We start from the raw sequence: 19,265 nt of genomic DNA on the forward strand, positions 1-19,265 counted from the left end.
TTCTCCTTACTAACGGTGATTTAAGGCACCATTTAATTTCTTACGATATATAAAGTAAATAATTAAAATAATTGGCACAATAACCAATAAAACTGGGTAAAAGTAGTCTGGAGCTAGATTTTGAGCAGTCACACCACCGATCATTGGACCTGCTGCCATTCCTATATCAAGGCCCAAATAAAAAGTCGAACTAGCTAACCCTTGTTCTTCAATTGGAGCTAACATCAAAGCGGTAGACTGATTAACAGAGTAAATAACCCCATATCCAATCGAAAGCATAATTGCAGCTAATCCCATTAACCAGTTATTGACCATAAAAGTAGCAATAATTAAAAATAAAATCATCGCAACTAAACTTAGCCAGAACCAAAAGCCAAAGCAAATTAAATCAAAATACTTTTTTAAACCAATTCTAATTAATAATAAGGCGATCGCATAAATTACAAAAAAATAACCTACAGCAATTGAAAAATGCTGTCTTTCAACATACACTACAATGTCGGCTTGTGTAATAAAATATGGAATCGCAAAAAAAGTAGTTAATAACGCTACAGGAATAGCATCTTTTTGAATGATTTTTATTTTTTTATTTTTATTATTAGTAATTTTAAGCTTAGCATGGTTTCCAACAAATTGAATAGAAACAATCATTAATAGTGCTGCAAGTACAGCGAGCCAAAGAGCTGACTTATAGCCAATTATTTTATACAAGTTAATAGCTAAAGCTGGTGCAAGAGCCATGGCTAGAGCATTCATCAACCCATAAAATCCCATTGCTTCTCCAACATGACTCCGAGGAACCAGAAATGCTAACCATGTAGTCATACAAACTGTTGCGAGCACAAAACCAGTACCATTAATTAACCTAAAAATTAAGAGCCAATTTCCCGAAGGAGAAAAACAGTAGCCTGCCACCCCAATTAAAATTAATACTCCTCCAATAAAAGACAAACTATACTTTGAAAAACGGTCAGTTAAATTACCAGCTACCGGTCTTAAGAACATTGAAACTACACTCATAATCCCTGTTATCACACCGGCAAATACCGCACTAGCACCTAAACTGATTGCATAGCCATTAATCAAGGGTGTTACAAACATTACTGAGAACATAAAAAAGAAAGACGCGGCCATAACCAGAATAACGTCTTTAGTATAAATTGATTGCTTCTGTTTCAATTTTTTACTCCTATCTAGCATTATCACTTTTAACTTTATCATACTTTTACTTTAAGCAAAAAAGCCAGTTGAATAAATCAACTGGCTTTTTAGTTTATATTACTTAATTAATACCCCATGTAACGGTCTCTTTCCCAATCAGAAACTGATTGAGTGTATTTAGACCATTCAAGGTTCTTAGAATCAATAAAGCTTTGAGTCAAATGTTCACCTAAAGCTTCTTGAATTAGTGGGTCAGCCTTAAAAGCTTTTACAGCATTATGCAAAGTAGATGGAAGTGGTTTAATACCTCGCTTAGCTCTTTCTTCTTCAGACATTTCAAAAACATTAGAAGTAATAGGAGCCATTGGCTTCTTAGCCTCTTTAATACCATTTAGTCCAGCAGTTAAACAAGCTGCAAGGAGAAGATATGGATTAGCAGTTGGATCAGCTGAGCGCATTTCTAGACGAGTGTTAATTTCTTCAGCATCTGGAATACGAACAAGTGGTGAACGGTTCTTAGAAGCCCACGAAATATAAACAGGAGCCTCAAAACCAGGAATTAGACGTTTATATGAGTTAACAGTTGGATTACCAATTGCTGTAATTGCACGGGCATGTTCCAAAATTCCATTTAAGAAATAAAGAGCTGTATCTGATAAGTGGAATTCACCATCTTTATCATAGAAGACGTTTTTACCATCTTTAAATAAAGACATATTAGTGTGCATTCCATTTCCAGCTTGACCTTCTACAGGCTTAGCCATAAATGTTGCATACAAACCATGCTTTCTTGCTACTTCACGAACAACCATCTTAAATGTTTGAACACGGTCAGCAGTAGTTAAAGCATCATCAAATCTAAAGTCGATTTCTTGTTGACCGTCACCTACTTCGTGGTGAGCTGCTTCAACTTCAAAACCAATATTTTCTAAAGTTTCAACAATATCACGACGACATCTTGCACCTTCATCATCTGAAGTCATGTCAAAGTATGATGCGTGATCTGGAACTTCAGTAGTCCAATTACCATCTTCACCTAGTTTGAAGAGGTGGAATTCAGCTTCAAAACCAATATCGAAATCTGAGAAGCCCATTTCTTCCATTTCTTTAAGCACACGCTTTAAGTTGTTTCTTGGGTCACCTTCGAAAGGTTCACCATTTGTCTTGTGAACTGAACATACTAAGCGACCGATCTTTCCACCCTTTTCATCTCCCCACGGCAAAACTGCCCAAGTAGAAAAGTCTGGGTATAAAACCATGTCACTTTCCTCTAGACGAACAAAGCCATCAATTGAAGAACCGTCAAAACGAATATCATTAGTTAAAACTTTATCCAATTGGCTAGTTGGAACTTCAACGGCTTTAGATGTTCCGTTAATATCGGTAAAGGCTAATCTTAGAAAACGAACATCGTTATCTTTAACACTCTTTTTAATATCTTCTGCAGTAATAGTTTTACTCATTGTACACACCTATTCTAAAGAACTATAGTCCAATTTCAAAAGTGGTATAGTCCTCAAAAATCTATTCACTACTTGTGCTTATGCACATTGAATACAATAGCAGACCAAATTGGTCTCGTCAATAAATATTAATATTTCTTTAGCTATATTTTAAATTAATTGTTATAAAGAATACTAATAATACACTATTATAACCATAAATTTTTTATTTGTTTAAAAATTCATTTATTTTTCTAAGAGCCTTTTCAGATACTTTTTTATCTTGCAAAGGATCAAGCCAAACAACAGGTAATTGGTGTTTGAAATATGTCAATTGACGTTTAGCATATTTTCGAGAAGCTTGTTTTAGTTTATTCACACATTCATCTAAAGTCTTTTCTCCAGAAAAATAGGGAAAGAATTCTTTATATCCAATAGCTTGAATTATCTGATGTTCACGAGACCTATTTTCATAGATAAACTTTGCTTCTTGGAGTAAACCATGCTCCATCATTTTATCTACACGCATATTTATTCTCTGATAGACTTCTTCTCGATCACTATTTAATCCAAGAATTAGAGCATCATATCGCGGATTAATCTTTCGTTGTTGTTCACTAAACAATTTACCGGTTCTACTAATTACTGTTAATGCTCTAAGAGTACGACGACTATTTTGCGGCGCAATTTTTTCTGCTGCGGCTGGATCTTTCACTTGAAGAAGATCCCACAATTTATTTTCTCCATTCTCTTTTAGATATTCTTCCCATTGTGGATCAACGCTTGTTTGATACTCCCCTGGCTCACCCAGTTGAAGCTGGTTGACCAAGGCATTAATATAAAAGCCTGTTCCACCAACAACTAATGGAATGGCCCGGTCTGCCACAATTCTATCTACTGCTTTGGTACCTTCAACAACAAAATCTTTAACGGAATATTCTTCAAAAATTGAACGTTGATTAATTAAATAGTGTTTTACTCGTTTTAGTTCTTCATCTGTTGGCTTAGCCGTACCGATGCTTACCTCTTGATAGATTTGCATTGAATCACCCGAAATAATTTCTGCATTAATTTTTGGAGCTAAATCTAAGGCTAGGTCTGTTTTTCCGATTCCAGTTGGGCCAATTAGTACAATAATTTTTTGCATATAAAATCCTCTTATTTTCTTGGTATCAATTCTAACAAAAATCTCCTCTTTCTTCAGAGTTAATATAGCAAAAGTCTTTATTGAATTAAGAATTATTGCTAAAATTTGAAGTGATAAATATTTTTTAGGGAGGCATTTGTATGGCAAAGAATTTCGGTGCCGGTGTTGTAACTGGTGTTTTAGCAACTGTTGGTGCACTTGCAGCAGGACTTGCTACTTACAAGAAAAAGGTAGTAGAACCTGAGCAAAAAGAAGCTGACAGAATTGAACAAAATAGAATTAAAGCCAACAGAAAGAGCTACTCATCTCACCAAGGCTAAATAAAAAAGAGAGATTAATCACTGTAAAAAGGTGTTGATCTCTCTTTTAATATTTAGAGGCCTTAGTTTGACCATCCCATTTTTCAAAACCGTCTTTTAACCAGTATATCTTTTCATAGCCCTTCTTTTGTAAAAAGCGGGCTGCTCTTACCGTCAAGGCATTTGAATCAGAATAAAGATAAACTGGTAAATCTGGACGAATTTCTTGATATTGATATTTGAACATTGTATAAGGAATATTACGTGCTCCTAGAATATGTTCTTTTTTAAAAGGATTTTTTTCGCGTACATCAATAATTTGTGCTTTTCGCTTTCCCTTTTCAAATTCTTCATTAGTTAATGCACCACCGACTCTCTTTGATTGGATCCATGTCCAAAGCCAACTCAAAGCAAAAGCCAAAATAATGATGATTAAGATAATGTTGATAATCCCAAAAATATTCATTAATTACTTACCCCTATATAAGAATTTCTATAGTACTATGATAATCCATTACTATCTTTTGCGCTAGTTTCCTTTTCTTCTTCAATTTCATGTTCGTGACTTAAAATCAACTTTGCGTTCATGTATTCTTTCTTAGAAACTACACCTGCATGATATAAATTATCCAGTTCAATTCCCATTAGTTCTATGTCCCACTTACGTTTACCAACATAAACAATAATATTAAACTTTTTTAATAGCTTTTGAACATCATGTAAATTTTTCATTATTAATTATTAATCACTATTCCCTGATGTAAACAGAAGACAACATAAATAATTGCTACTACTGCTGCAATAACTCTTAACTTGTGATGATATTGTCTCAAATGGGCACTACCAAAAATTATTCCTAAAAGAAAACCAGATATTAATCCACCGAGATGGCCTAAGATATCAATATGACTTGCAAATAAATCAAGCGCTAAGTTAATGATAGCTAATGCTAAAGCTTGTCTTCCCAAATAATTAATTGCTGGAATTGCTCGATTGGCTAAATAAAGAGCAATTACTACACCAAAAAGTCCAAATAAAGCTGTAGAAGCACCGGCACTGACTACCGAATCGCTCCCATATGCATAACTTAACAGATTTCCACCAATCCCTGACAATAAATAAACTGTTAAGAATCGCCAGTGACCTAAAAGTGGTTCCATAAATTGACCCATATAATAAATCATTACTGCATTAGATGCGATATGTAACCAGCCGATATGCAAAAATTGCGCTGTAAACAGACGCCACCATTGATGTTCAACAGTAACAAGTTGATTATTCATTGCTCCAAGTCGAACTAGGGTATTAATATTAGTCGAGCCGCACATTATTGTTTCGATTATGAAAACAACAAAGAGTACAATTAAAATCGCATTTGTAACAAAAGTGCTAGAAAATCGATTAGTATTCAACTTTTGCATTATCCATCATCCCCTTCATTTACTTAAAATAAGATTTTCTATTGGAATATCATGATCCTCAATTTTCCATTTTGTTTGGTCAAAAGCCTGAATGGAATTAACCAAACTAAGAGTTTGAGTAGGATATTTCTTTAAAAAACGATCATAATACCCACCACCAAAACCAAGCCGACTATTTTTATCTAATCCATAAGCTAATCCTGGTACGATTATTAAATCTAAATCATTTTTTACCTCAGCTTTTGGATCGTGATTTTCTAAAACCCCAAACTTAGTTTTTTCTAAGAAAGTATTTTTATTATAGAGTGTAAATTCCATTTTTCTTTTTGGTAAACAACGTGGAATATATACTTTCTTTTTCATTTCCCATAGAGCAGCAATAATAGGAGCTGTATCCACTTCTAGAGCCATTGAAATAGAAATACCAACATTCTCTGCTTGATGTAATAGTCGGCTTTTAAGTAGCTTTTCTTTTAAGATTCCATCTTCTAATTGTTTTTGCTGAGTTTTTCCAAATTCAGTCAGTTTTCTTATTTGTAAATTTCGTAAATCTTTTTTATTAATTAAATTCATTAGATAAAATATTATTAGATACAAAAAAACAACAGGAATTGCCTGTTGCTTTGATTACTTAGTTTCGCGGTGAAGTGTTACCTTTCTTTCAACTGGGCAATACTTCTTTAAAGCTAAACGTTCCGGATGCTTACGCTTATTCTTTTCAGATAAGTAACTTCTATCGCCACATTCGGTGCATTCAAGGATAATATGTTCTGCCATGTTTTCCACCACCTACTTATTTAGTTAACTGTTAAACTATACCATGTTTTCCGCACTTTTACCAGTACTTTTCTATTTATTAAGTTTGAAGTAGTCTTCAACCATTGCCTTAGCCACTTGCAAAGTATATGAACCTTCTTTTTCTGGGTCAAGTCCTGGAAATACTACAGCCACAGCAATTTCAGGATCTTTTGATGGGGCATAACCAACAAAAGTAGCGTTAATAACTTCTGGTGCATTCGGATTACCTGGATTATCTTCATCATAGTAAAAAGTCTGAGCAGTACCAGTCTTACCAGAAATCGAAGGCTTAACATTCTTTAATGAATGTGCCGTTCCCCATGAATTAGTACCATGAACAACGCGGTACATCCCTTGATGAATAACATCAAGTTGATCCTGCGTCCAAGGAATACGCATCTGAACCTGTGGCTTAGTGTTATGAAGAATTGATACTTTATTACCTTGCGAATTAGTCTCACCAACTGATTGAACTAAATATGGGCGCATACGATAACCACCATTAGCAATAGTTGAAATATATTGTACTAATTGAATTGGTGTATAAGCATCATAGTTTCCATAAGACAAGTCAAGAACAGAACCTGTAAGCAATTGACCAGCTGAGTTATATGAGCGACCTTGAATACCTGAAACTTCTCCAGGAAGGTCTACACCAGTTTTTTGCCCCAAACCAAACATTGCAAAATTACGTCTCAATTTAGTAAATGCATCTGAAGGCATTGAGATAAAACTATGTGGAGTATATTTAGCATTTACCCATCTTAAAGCCAATCGCATCATGTAAATATTACTTGATACTTCAAGGGCTGTTGGGGCATCAAGACTACCAAATGTACCAACTGGGTAAAGAGATTTCTTAATTGGAGAACCTGGCAAGTAAATTGGCGTATCGGGCATTACGTTATTAGTTGGTGTAATAACACCATTCATTAATCCACCCGCAACAGTTGCACCTTTAACTGCAGACCCCATAACAAAGGATTTATTAATTACACCTAACGCATCATCAGTATCTTTATTAGTCTTTGCATTATGATCAATACCTGCAATCGCTAAAAGTGCTCCAGTCTTTGGATTCATCGCTACTGCATAGGCACCATTAGAATACTGCGTAGCACCTGCAGCTTTAGCAGCCGCATATTGCTTCTTCAGTGCATCTTCTACTTGTTGTTGATATTTAGCATTCATTGTCAAAATCAAACTGGCACCACTTTGTCCTTTATAGACAGTCTTAGTTTGTTCAACACCATCTCCGGACTTCTTAACTACCTGTGACTTAGACTTAGTTCCTTTCAGAAGTGGTTCATACTTTTCTTCTAAGTAACTTGTACCTACACGGTCATTTCGTGAATAACCTTGTGTTAAATAGTACTGCAAGTTATCACTTGGTAAACCAGCTTTTTCTGAAGAAACCGAACCAATAATACTTTTAATAGATTTTCCATTTGGATAGCTTCTGGACCAGTCAGTTCCAATACCTACACCTGGCAATTCAGATAGGTGCTCTCCAACTAATGCCATTTCTCTATCAGTTAGACCTTTATTTTTAATATAGATAGTAGATAAAGTGTATGCCCCAGAAATCTTATTAAAAATTAAAGCAGCTGTTTTTTGACGTTTAGTAAAATGGATATCTTGCTTTTCAACACGCCTTAAGACATTATTATAGATTTGACTTGAACTTAAAGCATCCCCATTACTGTCATAATGTTCAGATCGAGGCAGCTTAGCTGTTTCCTTTTCTGATATTTTACTGTTAGCTAAATAATAATCATAAAGCTGTCTTTGGGTAGGTTCTTCATCATCAAGTGTTATATATTGACTTAAGCGATTAGAAATTTTATATATTTGACTAGACGTAATGCTAGAATTTTTGGTATAAGTAATTGCGTTATTAGCTTTATTACCTACCAAAACTTTACCGCTGCTATCATACATCACACCACGTGGCACATTATTTGATACAATCTTTTGGTCGGTTTTCTGTACCTCCGCTTGAAAACGTCCACCGTAAAAAAGCTGTAAATAGGCCAATTGACCAATTAATAATAAAAATAAAACTAAAATGACGCCCAAAATAATTTTCATTCTTAGGGGCGTCGAAGTGGAATTTCTATTCGAACCTTTACTCTGTTTTAAATAATTCAAAATTCTAACCTCACTAAACTAGAATTGATTTTAGCAAAAAATGCATCTAAATTCTATTTTTCTCCCAGTGAAAATCGTAATAATTATATATTCTTAAGAAGTAGGGTATTTATCAATGATTATCAACAAAGTTAAAACACATTTAAAAAATAAATATCTATATTGGCTTTCTTTTTTATTGCCCACCTGCATCTTTGCAAGCTATTTTCTATATCGAGGCCAGGAAATTTTAACCGTTGATCTAGGTCAACAATATATTGACTTTCTTTCTTTTTATAAAAATAATCTACTCTCTAATCCTTTAAACTTTATTTTTACATTCAGTAATGGTCTAGGAAGTTCGTTTATTGGAACTAGTGCCTATTATTTAAATAGTCCTTTTAATCTTCTACTATTACTTTTTTCAAGTTCATCTTTACCAATAGCTATTCTTTTAATTATTAGTCTAAAAGTCGGCGCTATTGGTTTAAGTAGCTTCTTTTATTTTCAGAAATTCTTCAAGGGTGATAATAAAATTTTTGCTTTAGCCGCTAGTCTTGCTTTTGCACTAAGTGGTTTTGTTGTTAGCTATAATTTAAATCTCATGTGGCTCGACAGTCTAATTTTATTACCTCTTTTACTAGACGCAATTGATAAATTATTTGAACAAAGGAAACACTATTTTTATCTTACCATGATCACTTTCTTACTATGGTTAACTAATTTTTATACTGGCTTCATGGTGCTATTTTTTGGCTTACTTTATTTTATTACTGCTCTAATTAACCATTCTTTCTCAAACAAAATTATTTTCCACTATTTCACTAAGAGTCTCTTAGGAACTACCCTAGGTGCTTTTGTATTATTACCAGCCTTTTTTGAAATATTAAATGGAAAAATTAACTCCGACACTACCCTTTCGCTAGGTTTTCAATTTGCACCATATCAAGCCCTTGATAAATTAGTAGTTGGCGCATTTAATTTTACTGAGATGGAAAAAGGACTACCTAACATTTTTCTAACTAGTATTTTTACTCTGCTGTGCCTCCTTTACTTTATCAATCAACATTTTTCCCTAAAAGAAAAATTTACATCAGCTATTTTACTATTATTTATATTCCTATCTTTTAGCTTTAACCCACTAGTTCTGTTATGGCATTTAGGTCAGTATCCCGTTTGGTATCCAGCACGCTTTAGCTTTATCTTCTCTTTCTATGCAATCTATCTTGGTGTTCAAGTGATTACACATACACACAAATTTAATATCACTAGTAAAATAGTTGCCTTACTTTTAGTAATTAGCTTAAGTATCTTTCTTTTATTAAATATCCATCAAAAAGAATTTTTGAATCAAACTAATATTATTCTTACTATCCTTTTTCTTTTATGTAGTTTACTCACAATTTTATTTTTTAACTATAAGTGGATCCCAGTAATCTTTTTTGGAATAGTAGGATTGGAGGTAAGTATTAATCTGTTAGCAAGTTTAGATAATATCTCTTATCAAAAAAACTTTGATTATGCTAATTTCACTAGTAATGTTTCTCAAACTACAACCTATTTACATAAATATGACTCTGGCTTATATCGCACAGAAAAGACATTTATTCGTTCCGATGACGACCCATTCAGTAATAATTATTATGGGGTTAGCAACTTTAATTCTATTTCTGATCGTGCAGCTATTAACTTAGTAGATTATCTTGGGCTAGAAAACAATGATAATTCTTTTACCAATAATTTCGCTACGCCCTTATCCGATAGTTTTTTAGGCATCAAATATAATATTGTTCCCATTAAGAATAGGCGTAATCTACCTGAAAAAGAACAAGTTGTATTTACGAGTGCTTTTTATCGACCAGATTTAGTTACAAATACAGTCGTTAAAAGTTTTAAACAATTACAAATTAGAAAAAATTCATCTGCTTTACCACTTATTTTCATTTCAAATACCCATCAGAAAATCACCTTCTATAATAATATGCCTGCTACAAATCAAAATAATCTCTTTAGCAGCATCGTCGGTCAAAAACTTAATCTTTTCAATAGTTTATATCTAACAAATCCAAGTAAACTAAAAAACACTAAGCATAGTAAGAATACCAATGAATATAAAAAGATTGATAAAAATAAAACTGCTACAATAACCTTTAATATTTTCTCATTTAAAAAGGGAGCTTATTATCTCGAGCTTCCCTCAAACTTAACTACTAATGTCACTTCTATTATTGTTAATAATCACCAACTTAACAATGATGATTTAGGTATTTCAAGTAAATTACTAAATATTGGATATTATTCAAAAAATACTCCCATTAAAATTATTTTCAATCTAAACACTGAAAATATCAATTTAAATGGTATTAGAGTTCTTCAATTTAAAGAAGATGAATTTAACAAAATTATCCGTAAATTCAATCAAAAACAGCCCGTAACTCATCAAACAAGTCCTATTTCTTTAAAACTTAATTACACTGCACAAAAAAATGAAACTTTAAATTCTACCATTCCTTATTCAAAAAATTGGCTAATTTTTGACAATGGTAAACTTTTGCAAACCCAAAAATTTGCCCAAACATTTTTAAGTGCACCTATAAAAAAAGGTACCCATCACCTTACTTTAGTTTATGTACCAATTGCTTTCTTAATTGGTCTTATAATTTCGATTATATCAACCATAATTTTATTTATTTTTAAACCAAAAAGGGATTAACTTACTAGCTTTTACGTAAGTTAATCCCTTTTTTTAGATAAATTATTTAAATTAGTTCAATGTCTTAACGTCATTGATAGTAACATCAAAAGTTCCACCTGGGGTGTTGACAGTTACTTTTTCACCCTTCTTCTTACCAAGTAAAGCTTGAGCAATTGGTGAATCATTAGAAATTTTTCCATTAAGCGGATCAGATTCATCAGATCCAACAATAGTATAGGTTTCTGGATCATCAGTACCTACTTCAGTGTAAGTAACAGTTTTACCAATAGAAACTTCATTAGGATCAACACTATCTGCATCAACAACTTGTGCATACTTAAGCATTTGTTCAATTTGAACAATACGTTGTTCTACAGCACTTTGTTCATCTTTTGCTGCATCATACTCTGAGTTTTCTGATAAGTCACCGAATGATCTAGCAACCTTAATTCGTTCAATAACTTCTGGACGTTTTACTAATTTTAAGTTTTTTAATTCCTTCTGAAGTTTTTCCTTACCTTCAGCAGTCATTGGATAAACTTTTTCTGCCATACTAAAAATTCTCCTTACCTATACCTGTTTTTCTTTGCACCAATCAGCTTATGTTTTCTACCTAAAAAAGTCAACCATTTTTACTGGCCTAAACTACTATTTCGTTTCAAATGTTCATCATAGTTTTCGTTGTAGTAAACCTTACCAGTCTTAAGGTTTGCAACAAAGTAGAGATAGTTAGACTTAATTGGGTTCAATACGGCACTAATTGAATCTAGACTCGGATTGTTAAATGGTCCAGGTCCATATCCTTTATGAACATATAAGTTATATGGTGATTTTACTTTAATATCCTTTAGTGATAAAGAATGTTTATGCTTATTCAATGCATACATTACTGAAATATCTGACTGAAGTGGCATATTAGCTTTAAGTCTGTTAAAGAATACTCCAGCAATCATACGCCTATCTTTAGTTTTAACACCTTCACGTTCTACTAATGAAGCTAAAGTTAAAACTTCCTGTACTGTTAAGTGCTTCTTCTTAATTGAACTATAGTATGGTTGCAAAACTTGATCAGTCTTATCAACCATTTGGTTAACTAATTCTTTTAACGAAGCTCCTTGATAAACATCATATTTTGCTGGGAAGAGATATCCTTCTAAATGATAGCGAACATCCTTACTGTTCATAGAACTAGTTAAAAGTTTAGGATATTGCTTCTCCAAACTCTTCATAAAGCTCTTATCTTTCATTAGCTTTAAGAAATCTTGTCGACTATACTTGGTATTCTTGCCAACTGTAGTAGCAATACTATCAATTGTTTGTCCTTCTTTTATTAGAACATGACCAACAACTGGACGACCACCTCCACCTTGCAATTGGCTCACAATCTCTTTGTTATGCATTGAAGGTGATAAATAAAAATTCCCTGCTTGAAAATTTGTCACACTATGACTCTTTAACCAGAAGTTGAAAACGGCCGCATTTCTAATAATCTTTTTCTCTTGTAAAATTTGAGCAATTTGACTATTAGTTGCTCCCGCAGGAATATGAACACTAACAACATCTTCATCATGTCGATTGGCTGGTTGAATTGCGTATCCTACGTAACAGCCTCCAATCAAGACAACTAAAACTAAAATCGCTCCTAGCCCACTAAGGATCCAACGAGTAACCTTTTTAGATGCCTGTTCCTCTAACTCATGATCTTTCTTTTTGTCTTGATTTAGCAAATGCTTTTCCTCCGAAAATCACAAAAATCTAAGACAATTATAGCAAAGCTCCCCAGAAAAGAATTAACGAACTTTAATCTTTAGACTTTCTTTCAGATCTGCTTCAATTTTTTCCATTGCTGTAGCTACAACTTCATCAGTTAATGTGTCTTTTTCATTTAAGAAAGTTAATGAGTAAGAGATTGATTTATGACCTGATTCAATTTGACTTCCGGCATAAACATCGATTACTCGAATATCGTAAAGATATTTACCTCCATTTAACTTAATTTGAGCTTCAATTTGTGCATTAGTTACATCATTAGGTACTAATAGAGATAAATCTCGCTCAATAGCTGGGAATTTCGGAGCAGCCTTAGCTTTCATACCTTTATGAAGCATAGAAACAATTGCATCTAAATCAATTTCATAAACATATATCTCACTGCCACGTAATGCTTTGTCAAGTGTAGTAACAGCATGTGCTAACATTCCAATTAGACCAACGTATTGATCATTAATATAAATGCCGGCAGTTCTAGTTGGATGCATTCCTTGAACCAGTTCAGCGCGATATTCTACATCTTCATCTTTGATACCAATTGCTCTAAATAAGTTAGTTAATTGGCCCTTTACAAAATAAAAGTCAATCTTTTGGTCTAAATGTTGCCAATTGGCTGCTAAAGTATGTCCTGAATAAAGAGTAGCTAAATGTTCATGTTCATTAAATGTATTATTTTCATGATCATAAACTCTTCCTTGTTCAAATAAAGCTAATTCTTTTTGCTTACGGGCCATATTGTAGCTTGCAGCATCAACCAATCCTGTTATTAGGTTTTCTCTCATAGTTGAACGACTTGAGTTTAATGGCCATTGAACTTCAACTACTGGTTTAGGATCTTTAGTAAATGAAATTGCTTTTTCTGGGGAAGTCAATGAGTAAGAAATTGCTTCCATTAATCCTTGACCTTGAACGATATCCTTAATTCTACGCATAGCAGTTTCTTTAGCTGAATAACCACCATGAGTTTCAGCTAAAAGCGGTTGGGTAGATTTCAAGTTATCATAACCATAAATTCGGCCAACTTCTTCTACTAAATCTGCAGGAATAGAAATATCCCATCTTCTATTAGGAACAGTAACTACTAACTCATCTTCAGGGCCTGCAACAGTAAAACCTAACTGATCAAAGATCTTTTCCATTTCAGCTCTGCTTAACTCAGTTCCCAATACCTTATTAATATAAGATACTGTAGTTTTAACTACTGAAGGACTTCTTTGAGCATCAGTTGCTTTTATTTCACCTTCATTAACTGTACCATCTGCATCATTACGCAATAACAATGCAGCCATATCTAAGGCTTTTTGAGTATTATCCCAGTTAACACCTTTTTCAAATCGACTTGATGCTTCAGTTCTGTTAGCATGACGCAATGCAGATTTTCTTACACTAGTTCCATCAAAAACGGCAGATTCTAAGATTACATCAGTAGTATCGTCTTCAACTTCTGAGTTCTTACCACCCATGACACCGGCCATCATAACAGGCTTTTGACCGTCAGTAATGATGATGTCATTTGGATCTAATTCCACTTCTTTATCGTTCAATAATGTAAGCTTTTCATTTTTATTTGCTTTTCTAACTTCTAGTTTACCGTCCTTAAAAGTACGAGCATCATAGGCATGCATTGGTTGACCCGTTAAAAGCATTACATAATTAGTAACATCGACCACATTATTAATCGGACGAATTCCTGCATTCCAAAGGCGTCTTTGCATCCACAATGGACTTTCACCAATTTTTACATTAGAAATTTTTCTTAGGTAAAATTTAGGTGCTAATTTTTCATCAACCTGTACATCTAATTCCTGAGTCCAGTCAGGTCCATCTGCCTTAAGCACTACTGGTTCAACTTTAGGTTTTTCATCAATAATTGCACCAACTTCATAAGCAGCACCTTCCATTGATAAAGTATCAGCACGGTTTGGAGTAATATCAAAATCTAAAATATAGTCATCCATGCCAAGTGCTTCGTATACTTCTTCACCTGTTTTTACATCTGCATCTTTAGGGAAAACAAAAATTCCATCTGCATATTTTGCAGGAACTACTTTATCTTCAAAACCAATTTCTTGAAGTCCGCAAATCATACCGTTTGATTTAATTCCACGAATTTTACCACGTTTAATTTTTTCATTTCCGGCAATTCTTGCCCCATGTAAAGCAACAATAACATCTTCACCAGCTGCAACATTAGGAGCACCACAAACAATCTGAATTGGTTCTTCTTCACCAACATCAACTTGACATTTGTGTAAGTGAGTCCCTTCAATATCCTCACATTCTAAAATGTGTCCAACTACTAATTTTTTTAATCCTTCTGCTGGGTGATCTACAGATGCGATCTCAACACCAGTTCTAGTAATTTTTTCTCCTAATTCTTTAGGATCTTCATCTAAATTAAGAAAATCTTTTAACCAATTATATGAAACAAGCATTAATCTTCCTCCTTACGGAATTGTGCCAAGAAACGTACATCATTAGTATAGAAATCACGAATATCAGAAATGCCGTATTTCAAAATTGCAAAACGATCTAAACCTAAACCAAAGGCAAAACCACCATAGACTGTTGAATCTACACCAGCATTTTCTAAAACATTTGGGTGAACCATACCAGCACCAAGTACTTCGATCCAGCCAGTATACTTACAAATTGGACAGCCCTTACCATCACAATTAAAACAAGAAACATCCATTTCAACTGATGGTTCAGTAAATGGGAAGTAAGATGGACGAAGACGAGTCTTTCGATCTTGACCAAAAACGTGCTTAGCAATCATTTCTAATGTTCCCTTAAGGTCTGACATAGTAACATTTTTATCGATTACTAAGCCTTCCATTTGTTGGAATTGATGAGAGTGAGTTGCATCATCATCATCTCTACGGTATACCTTACCAGGACCAACCATCTTTAATGGACCCTTAGAAAAATCATGCTTTTCTAAAACTCTAGCTTGGTCCCCTGAAGTTTGCGTTCTAAGTAAGTTCTCCTCATCAATATAGAAAGTTGCTTGCATATCACGAGCAGGGTGATCTTTTGGCAAGTTCATCATTTCAAATACATAGTGATCAGTTTCAATTTCTGGACCTTGAACTACTTCATAACCCATTCCAATAAAGTAGCTTTCCAAATCATCCAAAATAATATTAATAGGATGTTTTGAACCTAAATGTCCCTCACGACCAGGCAAAGTAACATCAATTTTTTCTTCTTCTAATTTTTTGGCAATTAAAGTTTGTAAGAAGTTATTCTTTGCTTCATCTAACTGCTTTTGAAAGAGATCACGAACTTGATTTACTTCTTGACCCACTTTAGGTCTATTTTCTGGGGCAATATCTTTCATTGAGTGAAGAATTTCAGTTAATTCACTCTTGCGCCCCATTAACTCTACTCTAATCTTATCAAGCATTTTCTGGTTTTCAGCTTGCTTGATTTCATTCAATCCTTCTTCTTTTAACTTATTTATTCTATCGAATAAGTCCATCTCATTTTCCTTTCCAACAAAAAAAGCCCCGTCCCAAAAGGGACGAAGCTTCGCGGTACCACCCTAGTTTGAACTAGCACAAATAAAGTGCGTGTTCACACTCTTTTCGAATAACGGTGAAATACCGGAATTGATTAGATTCTGCTCCTAAGATGAAATTCATGCTTCTAACTTAAGTTTCTTCCACCAGTAAAACTCTCTCTAAAAAGCTATCCACACTACTAATCTTAATCATCGCATTTAATTATAATAGTATCTTAAAACTTTTTACCTAACTTTGCAATTACCTTTAAGCCCATTTATCAGCCCAGTTATGGACTTGTTCAAAAACAGGTTGTAAATCGGCGCCCTTTTGAGTCAAAGTATAGCTAATAATTCCACTCTTTTTATCTACAGTACGGTTAACAATACCATCTTTTTCTAGTTCTTTTAGTCGTTCAACTAAAACACGGTCAGAGCATTTACTAATACAACGTGCTAAATCCTTAAAACGCATTGCGTTGGTATCACACAAAGAGCTAATAATTAAGCCGTTCCATTTTTTACCAATAATTCCAAAAGCATCAATAAAATGCGAACACAGTGAATAGTCTTCTGGATCCGGACAGTCAGTCATTTTAGTTTTGCTTTCAATTTCTTGGGACATATGTATTCCTCCTAAAAAATCAAAATAGTTTTAAATCATCTATATTAAGATTATAGTGATAATACTTACTAAAAACAAGCTGCAAGTTTATGAAAAATGATAAATCATAATACCAGCCGCTACGGCTGCGTTTAGTGACTCTGCCTTTCCCTTTATCGGGATATAGATCTTTTTATCAGCTGTTTCAATTACCTCCTTACTTGCCCCATGAGCCTCATTTCCAATTACCAAAGCTAATTGAGGAACCGGGGTACAGTTATTTAAGGACTTAGCAGTTTTATCAAGGATACTTACATAGACTGGAAGACCATTTTCCTTAAAACTACTAATAGCTTCTAAAATTGGATTTTGGATAATTTGAATATGGAACTGGCTTCCCTGCATGCTACGTTGAACTTTGGGATTATATAAATCCACACTTTCTTTAGATAATACCACACCATCAAAACCAGCTGCATCGGCTGTACGAATGATAGTTCCAACATTTCCTGGATCAGTTAAATTATCTAAAACAACCCATTTTCCATATTCAAAACTAAATGATTTTGGTTGATTAATTGGTAATACCATAAAGATATCTTGACTATTCTTAGTGCTACTTAAATGCTGAGAAATTGCATCGGTAATCTGGATGACTTTATCATCTTTTAATTTATAGCTCGCATCTAATTTTTTTAAAGCTTCTGCTGTACCTAAAACATAAAGATAATTTTCGTGATTCTTTAAAGCTTCTTCGACTAAATGAAAACCTTCAATTAAGTACGTTTGTGTCTTTTTACGATACTTTTTTTGTTCAAGCTTTCTAAGGCTTTTAATTGTGGGATTATTTACTGAGTTAATTTCTATCATAAATTTCTACTTCCTTCTAATCTAATATTTTAAATTACCTCGCCCAAAATTAACATGTTAAAATTTAAGTTAGAATACACAGAAAAGAGCGATAATTATGAAGACAGTCACAATGAGAGTTACAGGCTTAGTACAGGGAGTTGGCTTTAGATGGACAACTCAAATGATTGCTCAAGAGTTAGGAATTACTGGTACTGTTAAAAATAATCCAGATGGATCTGTATCAATTGTAGCTCAGGGGGATGAACTCCCTTTAGAGCATTTTATCAAAAAAATTAAAGCATCTCCTTCAGTTGCTGCTCATGTTGATCATGTGGACTTAAAGACAATTCCCAATACAGAAAAATTTACTCGCTTTAGCGTGGTTTATTGATACTTTAACAAATAACTAGTAAACTTTATTGCAGTAACAATAAAGTAGGAAAGGTTATAGTTAATGAAATCAAAAACTAAATATTTTAGTCTCTTTGCCATGATAACTGTGCTAGCACTTACCTTAACAGGATGTGCTAACAATGGTCAAAGTATCTATCAAGCACCCACTAGTGGGCCATATGCTTGGATCTTCAGTCTATTTGGCAAACCAATTCAAAATATCATGTTGGCCGTTGAACATCAAATTGGTGGATCAAATGGAGCTGGCTGGGCAATTATTATCATTACCTTTGTTGTTCAGCTCATTGTTATGCCACTTCGACTAGCTTCTCAGCGTAAAATGACTACCCAACAAGAAAAAACGCAAAAACTTCAACCACAAATGAAATTGATCCAAGAAGCACTTAAGAAGCCAGGACTAACACAACCACAACAAATGCAAATTAGCCAACTTCAAATGCGTGTTTATAAAGAAAATAATATGTCGATGATGGGCGGAATGGGCTGCTTACCATTACTTATTCAGCTTCCAATCATGATAGGAATTTATCAAGCTGTAGCTTACTCTAAAGAATTAGCAGCTTCAAGTTTCTTTGGCATTTCTCTTGGACAACGATCCATTATCTTAACAATTATTGCTACGTTGTTGTATGTAGTTCAGGGTTATCTTTCAATGGTTGGAATACCTGAAGAACAAAAGAAAGCAATGCAAATGACTTTAATTCTAAGTCCAGCTATGACTTTCTTTATTAGTATTTCTGCTCCAGGCGCTTTAGCACTTTACTTCTTAGTCGGTGGGCTTATTGCTATCTTGCAACAATTAATTACTACTTTTGTTATTATGCCAAAAGTAAAAAGAGATGTTGCAGCTGAATTAAACGAACGTCCACTTAAAGTAGTTGTTACTCAAGAAACAATCGATAACATTCTTAACACTACTTCTTCATCAACCTCCACTCCTGAGGCAAATAAAGATCTTCATCAAGATTTACGTGCACGTAATGCAGGTAAACAAAAGCGTCCAAATGATTCTGACAAAAATTAATAA

The 19,265-nt window shown here is 33.7% G+C and carries 19 protein-coding genes and 1 other annotated feature; of the genes, 4 read left to right on the forward strand and 15 right to left on the reverse strand.

The genetic code is table 11. The features are described 5' to 3' along the window. Positions 1 to 9 precede the first annotated feature (9 nt). From CP370_RS02655 to miaA, 3 genes are all read right to left on the reverse strand, one after another. Positions 10 to 1,179, reverse strand: coding sequence for an MFS transporter (locus CP370_RS02655; RefSeq protein WP_087283892.1), 1,170 nt, complete (start codon positions 1,177 to 1,179; stop codon positions 10 to 12). Between the two features lie 107 nt (positions 1,180 to 1,286). Then, the gene (locus CP370_RS02660; RefSeq protein WP_012846492.1) at positions 1,287 to 2,624 is read right to left on the reverse strand and encodes a glutamine synthetase family protein; all 1,338 of its coding nucleotides are present in this window, start codon (positions 2,622 to 2,624) and stop codon (positions 1,287 to 1,289) included. 205 nt (positions 2,625 to 2,829) lie between these two features. Beyond that, on the reverse strand, positions 2,830 to 3,750 hold the full coding sequence (gene miaA / locus CP370_RS02665; protein WP_087712790.1) for a tRNA (adenosine(37)-N6)-dimethylallyltransferase MiaA: 921 nt from the start codon (positions 3,748 to 3,750) through the stop codon (positions 2,830 to 2,832). Positions 3,751 to 3,890: 140 nt separating this feature from the next. Between miaA and CP370_RS02670 the strand changes: the two genes are divergently transcribed. Further along, positions 3,891 to 4,070: a DUF3042 family protein gene (locus CP370_RS02670; RefSeq protein ID WP_012846494.1), complete on the forward strand. Its 180-nt coding sequence runs from the start codon at positions 3,891 to 3,893 to the stop codon at positions 4,068 to 4,070. A gap of 46 nt (positions 4,071 to 4,116) precedes the next feature. Here the strand turns inward: CP370_RS02670 and CP370_RS02675 are convergent, their stop codons facing one another. The 6 genes from CP370_RS02675 to CP370_RS02700 all read right to left on the reverse strand — a co-directional run bounded on the left by CP370_RS02675 (position 4,117) and on the right by CP370_RS02700 (position 8,419). Then, positions 4,117 to 4,515, reverse strand: coding sequence for a rhodanese-like domain-containing protein (locus CP370_RS02675; protein WP_004893756.1), 399 nt, complete (start codon positions 4,513 to 4,515; stop codon positions 4,117 to 4,119). Positions 4,516 to 4,550: 35 nt separating this feature from the next. Next, complete coding sequence (locus CP370_RS02680; protein ID WP_004893755.1) at positions 4,551 to 4,781, reverse strand: YqgQ family protein; 231 nt, start codon at positions 4,779 to 4,781, stop codon at positions 4,551 to 4,553. 2 nt (positions 4,782 to 4,783) lie between these two features. Then, a complete protein-coding gene (locus CP370_RS02685) occupies positions 4,784 to 5,470 on the reverse strand; it encodes a rhomboid family intramembrane serine protease (protein WP_087712789.1) in 687 nt (228 codons plus the stop codon). Between the two features lie 15 nt (positions 5,471 to 5,485). Then, on the reverse strand, positions 5,486 to 6,043 hold the full coding sequence (locus CP370_RS02690; protein ID WP_087712788.1) for a 5-formyltetrahydrofolate cyclo-ligase: 558 nt from the start codon (positions 6,041 to 6,043) through the stop codon (positions 5,486 to 5,488). 54 nt (positions 6,044 to 6,097) lie between these two features. Further along, the gene (rpmG, locus tag CP370_RS02695; protein WP_003646937.1) at positions 6,098 to 6,247 is read right to left on the reverse strand and encodes a 50S ribosomal protein L33; all 150 of its coding nucleotides are present in this window, start codon (positions 6,245 to 6,247) and stop codon (positions 6,098 to 6,100) included. Between the two features lie 72 nt (positions 6,248 to 6,319). Continuing rightward, complete coding sequence (locus tag CP370_RS02700) at positions 6,320 to 8,419, reverse strand: penicillin-binding protein 2 (protein ID WP_087712787.1); 2,100 nt, start codon at positions 8,417 to 8,419, stop codon at positions 6,320 to 6,322. 115 nt (positions 8,420 to 8,534) lie between these two features. Between CP370_RS02700 and CP370_RS02705 the strand changes: the two genes are divergently transcribed. Then, complete coding sequence (locus CP370_RS02705; RefSeq protein WP_087712786.1) at positions 8,535 to 11,111, forward strand: YfhO family protein; 2,577 nt, start codon at positions 8,535 to 8,537, stop codon at positions 11,109 to 11,111. Positions 11,112 to 11,162: 51 nt separating this feature from the next. Here CP370_RS02705 and greA read toward each other — a convergent pair whose 3' ends face one another. The 6 genes from greA to CP370_RS02735 form a co-directional block, all read right to left on the reverse strand. Further along, a complete protein-coding gene (greA, locus tag CP370_RS02710; protein ID WP_012846501.1) occupies positions 11,163 to 11,645 on the reverse strand; it encodes a transcription elongation factor GreA in 483 nt (160 codons plus the stop codon). A gap of 80 nt (positions 11,646 to 11,725) precedes the next feature. Further along, positions 11,726 to 12,820, reverse strand: a complete 1,095-nt coding sequence (mltG, locus tag CP370_RS02715; RefSeq protein ID WP_012846502.1) for an endolytic transglycosylase MltG — start codon at positions 12,818 to 12,820, stop codon at positions 11,726 to 11,728. A 63-nt stretch (positions 12,821 to 12,883) separates the two neighbouring features. Continuing rightward, positions 12,884 to 15,298, reverse strand: coding sequence for a phenylalanine--tRNA ligase subunit beta (gene pheT / locus CP370_RS02720; protein ID WP_087283874.1), 2,415 nt, complete (start codon positions 15,296 to 15,298; stop codon positions 12,884 to 12,886). Continuing rightward, on the reverse strand, positions 15,298 to 16,347 hold the full coding sequence (gene pheS, locus CP370_RS02725; RefSeq protein WP_087712785.1) for a phenylalanine--tRNA ligase subunit alpha: 1,050 nt from the start codon (positions 16,345 to 16,347) through the stop codon (positions 15,298 to 15,300). Before pheS ends, pheT begins: the two co-directional genes overlap by 1 nt. Before the next feature lie 35 nt (positions 16,348 to 16,382). Then, positions 16,383 to 16,591 (reverse strand) — a binding site (T-box leader). A 45-nt stretch (positions 16,592 to 16,636) separates the two neighbouring features. Further along, positions 16,637 to 16,993 (reverse strand): helix-turn-helix domain-containing protein, encoded by a 357-nt coding sequence (locus tag CP370_RS02730; protein WP_012846505.1) that lies wholly within the window; start codon positions 16,991 to 16,993, stop codon positions 16,637 to 16,639. Positions 16,994 to 17,080: 87 nt separating this feature from the next. Then, positions 17,081 to 17,842: an RNA methyltransferase gene (locus CP370_RS02735; RefSeq protein WP_087283867.1), complete on the reverse strand. Its 762-nt coding sequence runs from the start codon at positions 17,840 to 17,842 to the stop codon at positions 17,081 to 17,083. Positions 17,843 to 17,939: 97 nt separating this feature from the next. On the opposite strand from CP370_RS02735, the gene CP370_RS02740 reads away from it, so the two are divergent. Both CP370_RS02740 and yidC read left to right on the forward strand, forming a co-directional pair. Beyond that, the gene (locus tag CP370_RS02740) at positions 17,940 to 18,215 is read left to right on the forward strand and encodes an acylphosphatase (RefSeq protein ID WP_004893729.1); all 276 of its coding nucleotides are present in this window, start codon (positions 17,940 to 17,942) and stop codon (positions 18,213 to 18,215) included. Between the two features lie 63 nt (positions 18,216 to 18,278). Next, entirely contained in the window at positions 18,279 to 19,262 is a 984-nt protein-coding gene (gene yidC, locus CP370_RS02745) for a membrane protein insertase YidC (RefSeq protein ID WP_087712784.1), read from the forward strand. The last annotated feature ends 3 nt before the right edge of the window (positions 19,263 to 19,265 follow it).

Origin of the sequence: Lactobacillus sp. UMNPBX19 (assembly GCF_002553805.1) — a bacterium.
Classification (GTDB): Bacteria; Bacillota; Bacilli; order Lactobacillales; family Lactobacillaceae; genus Lactobacillus.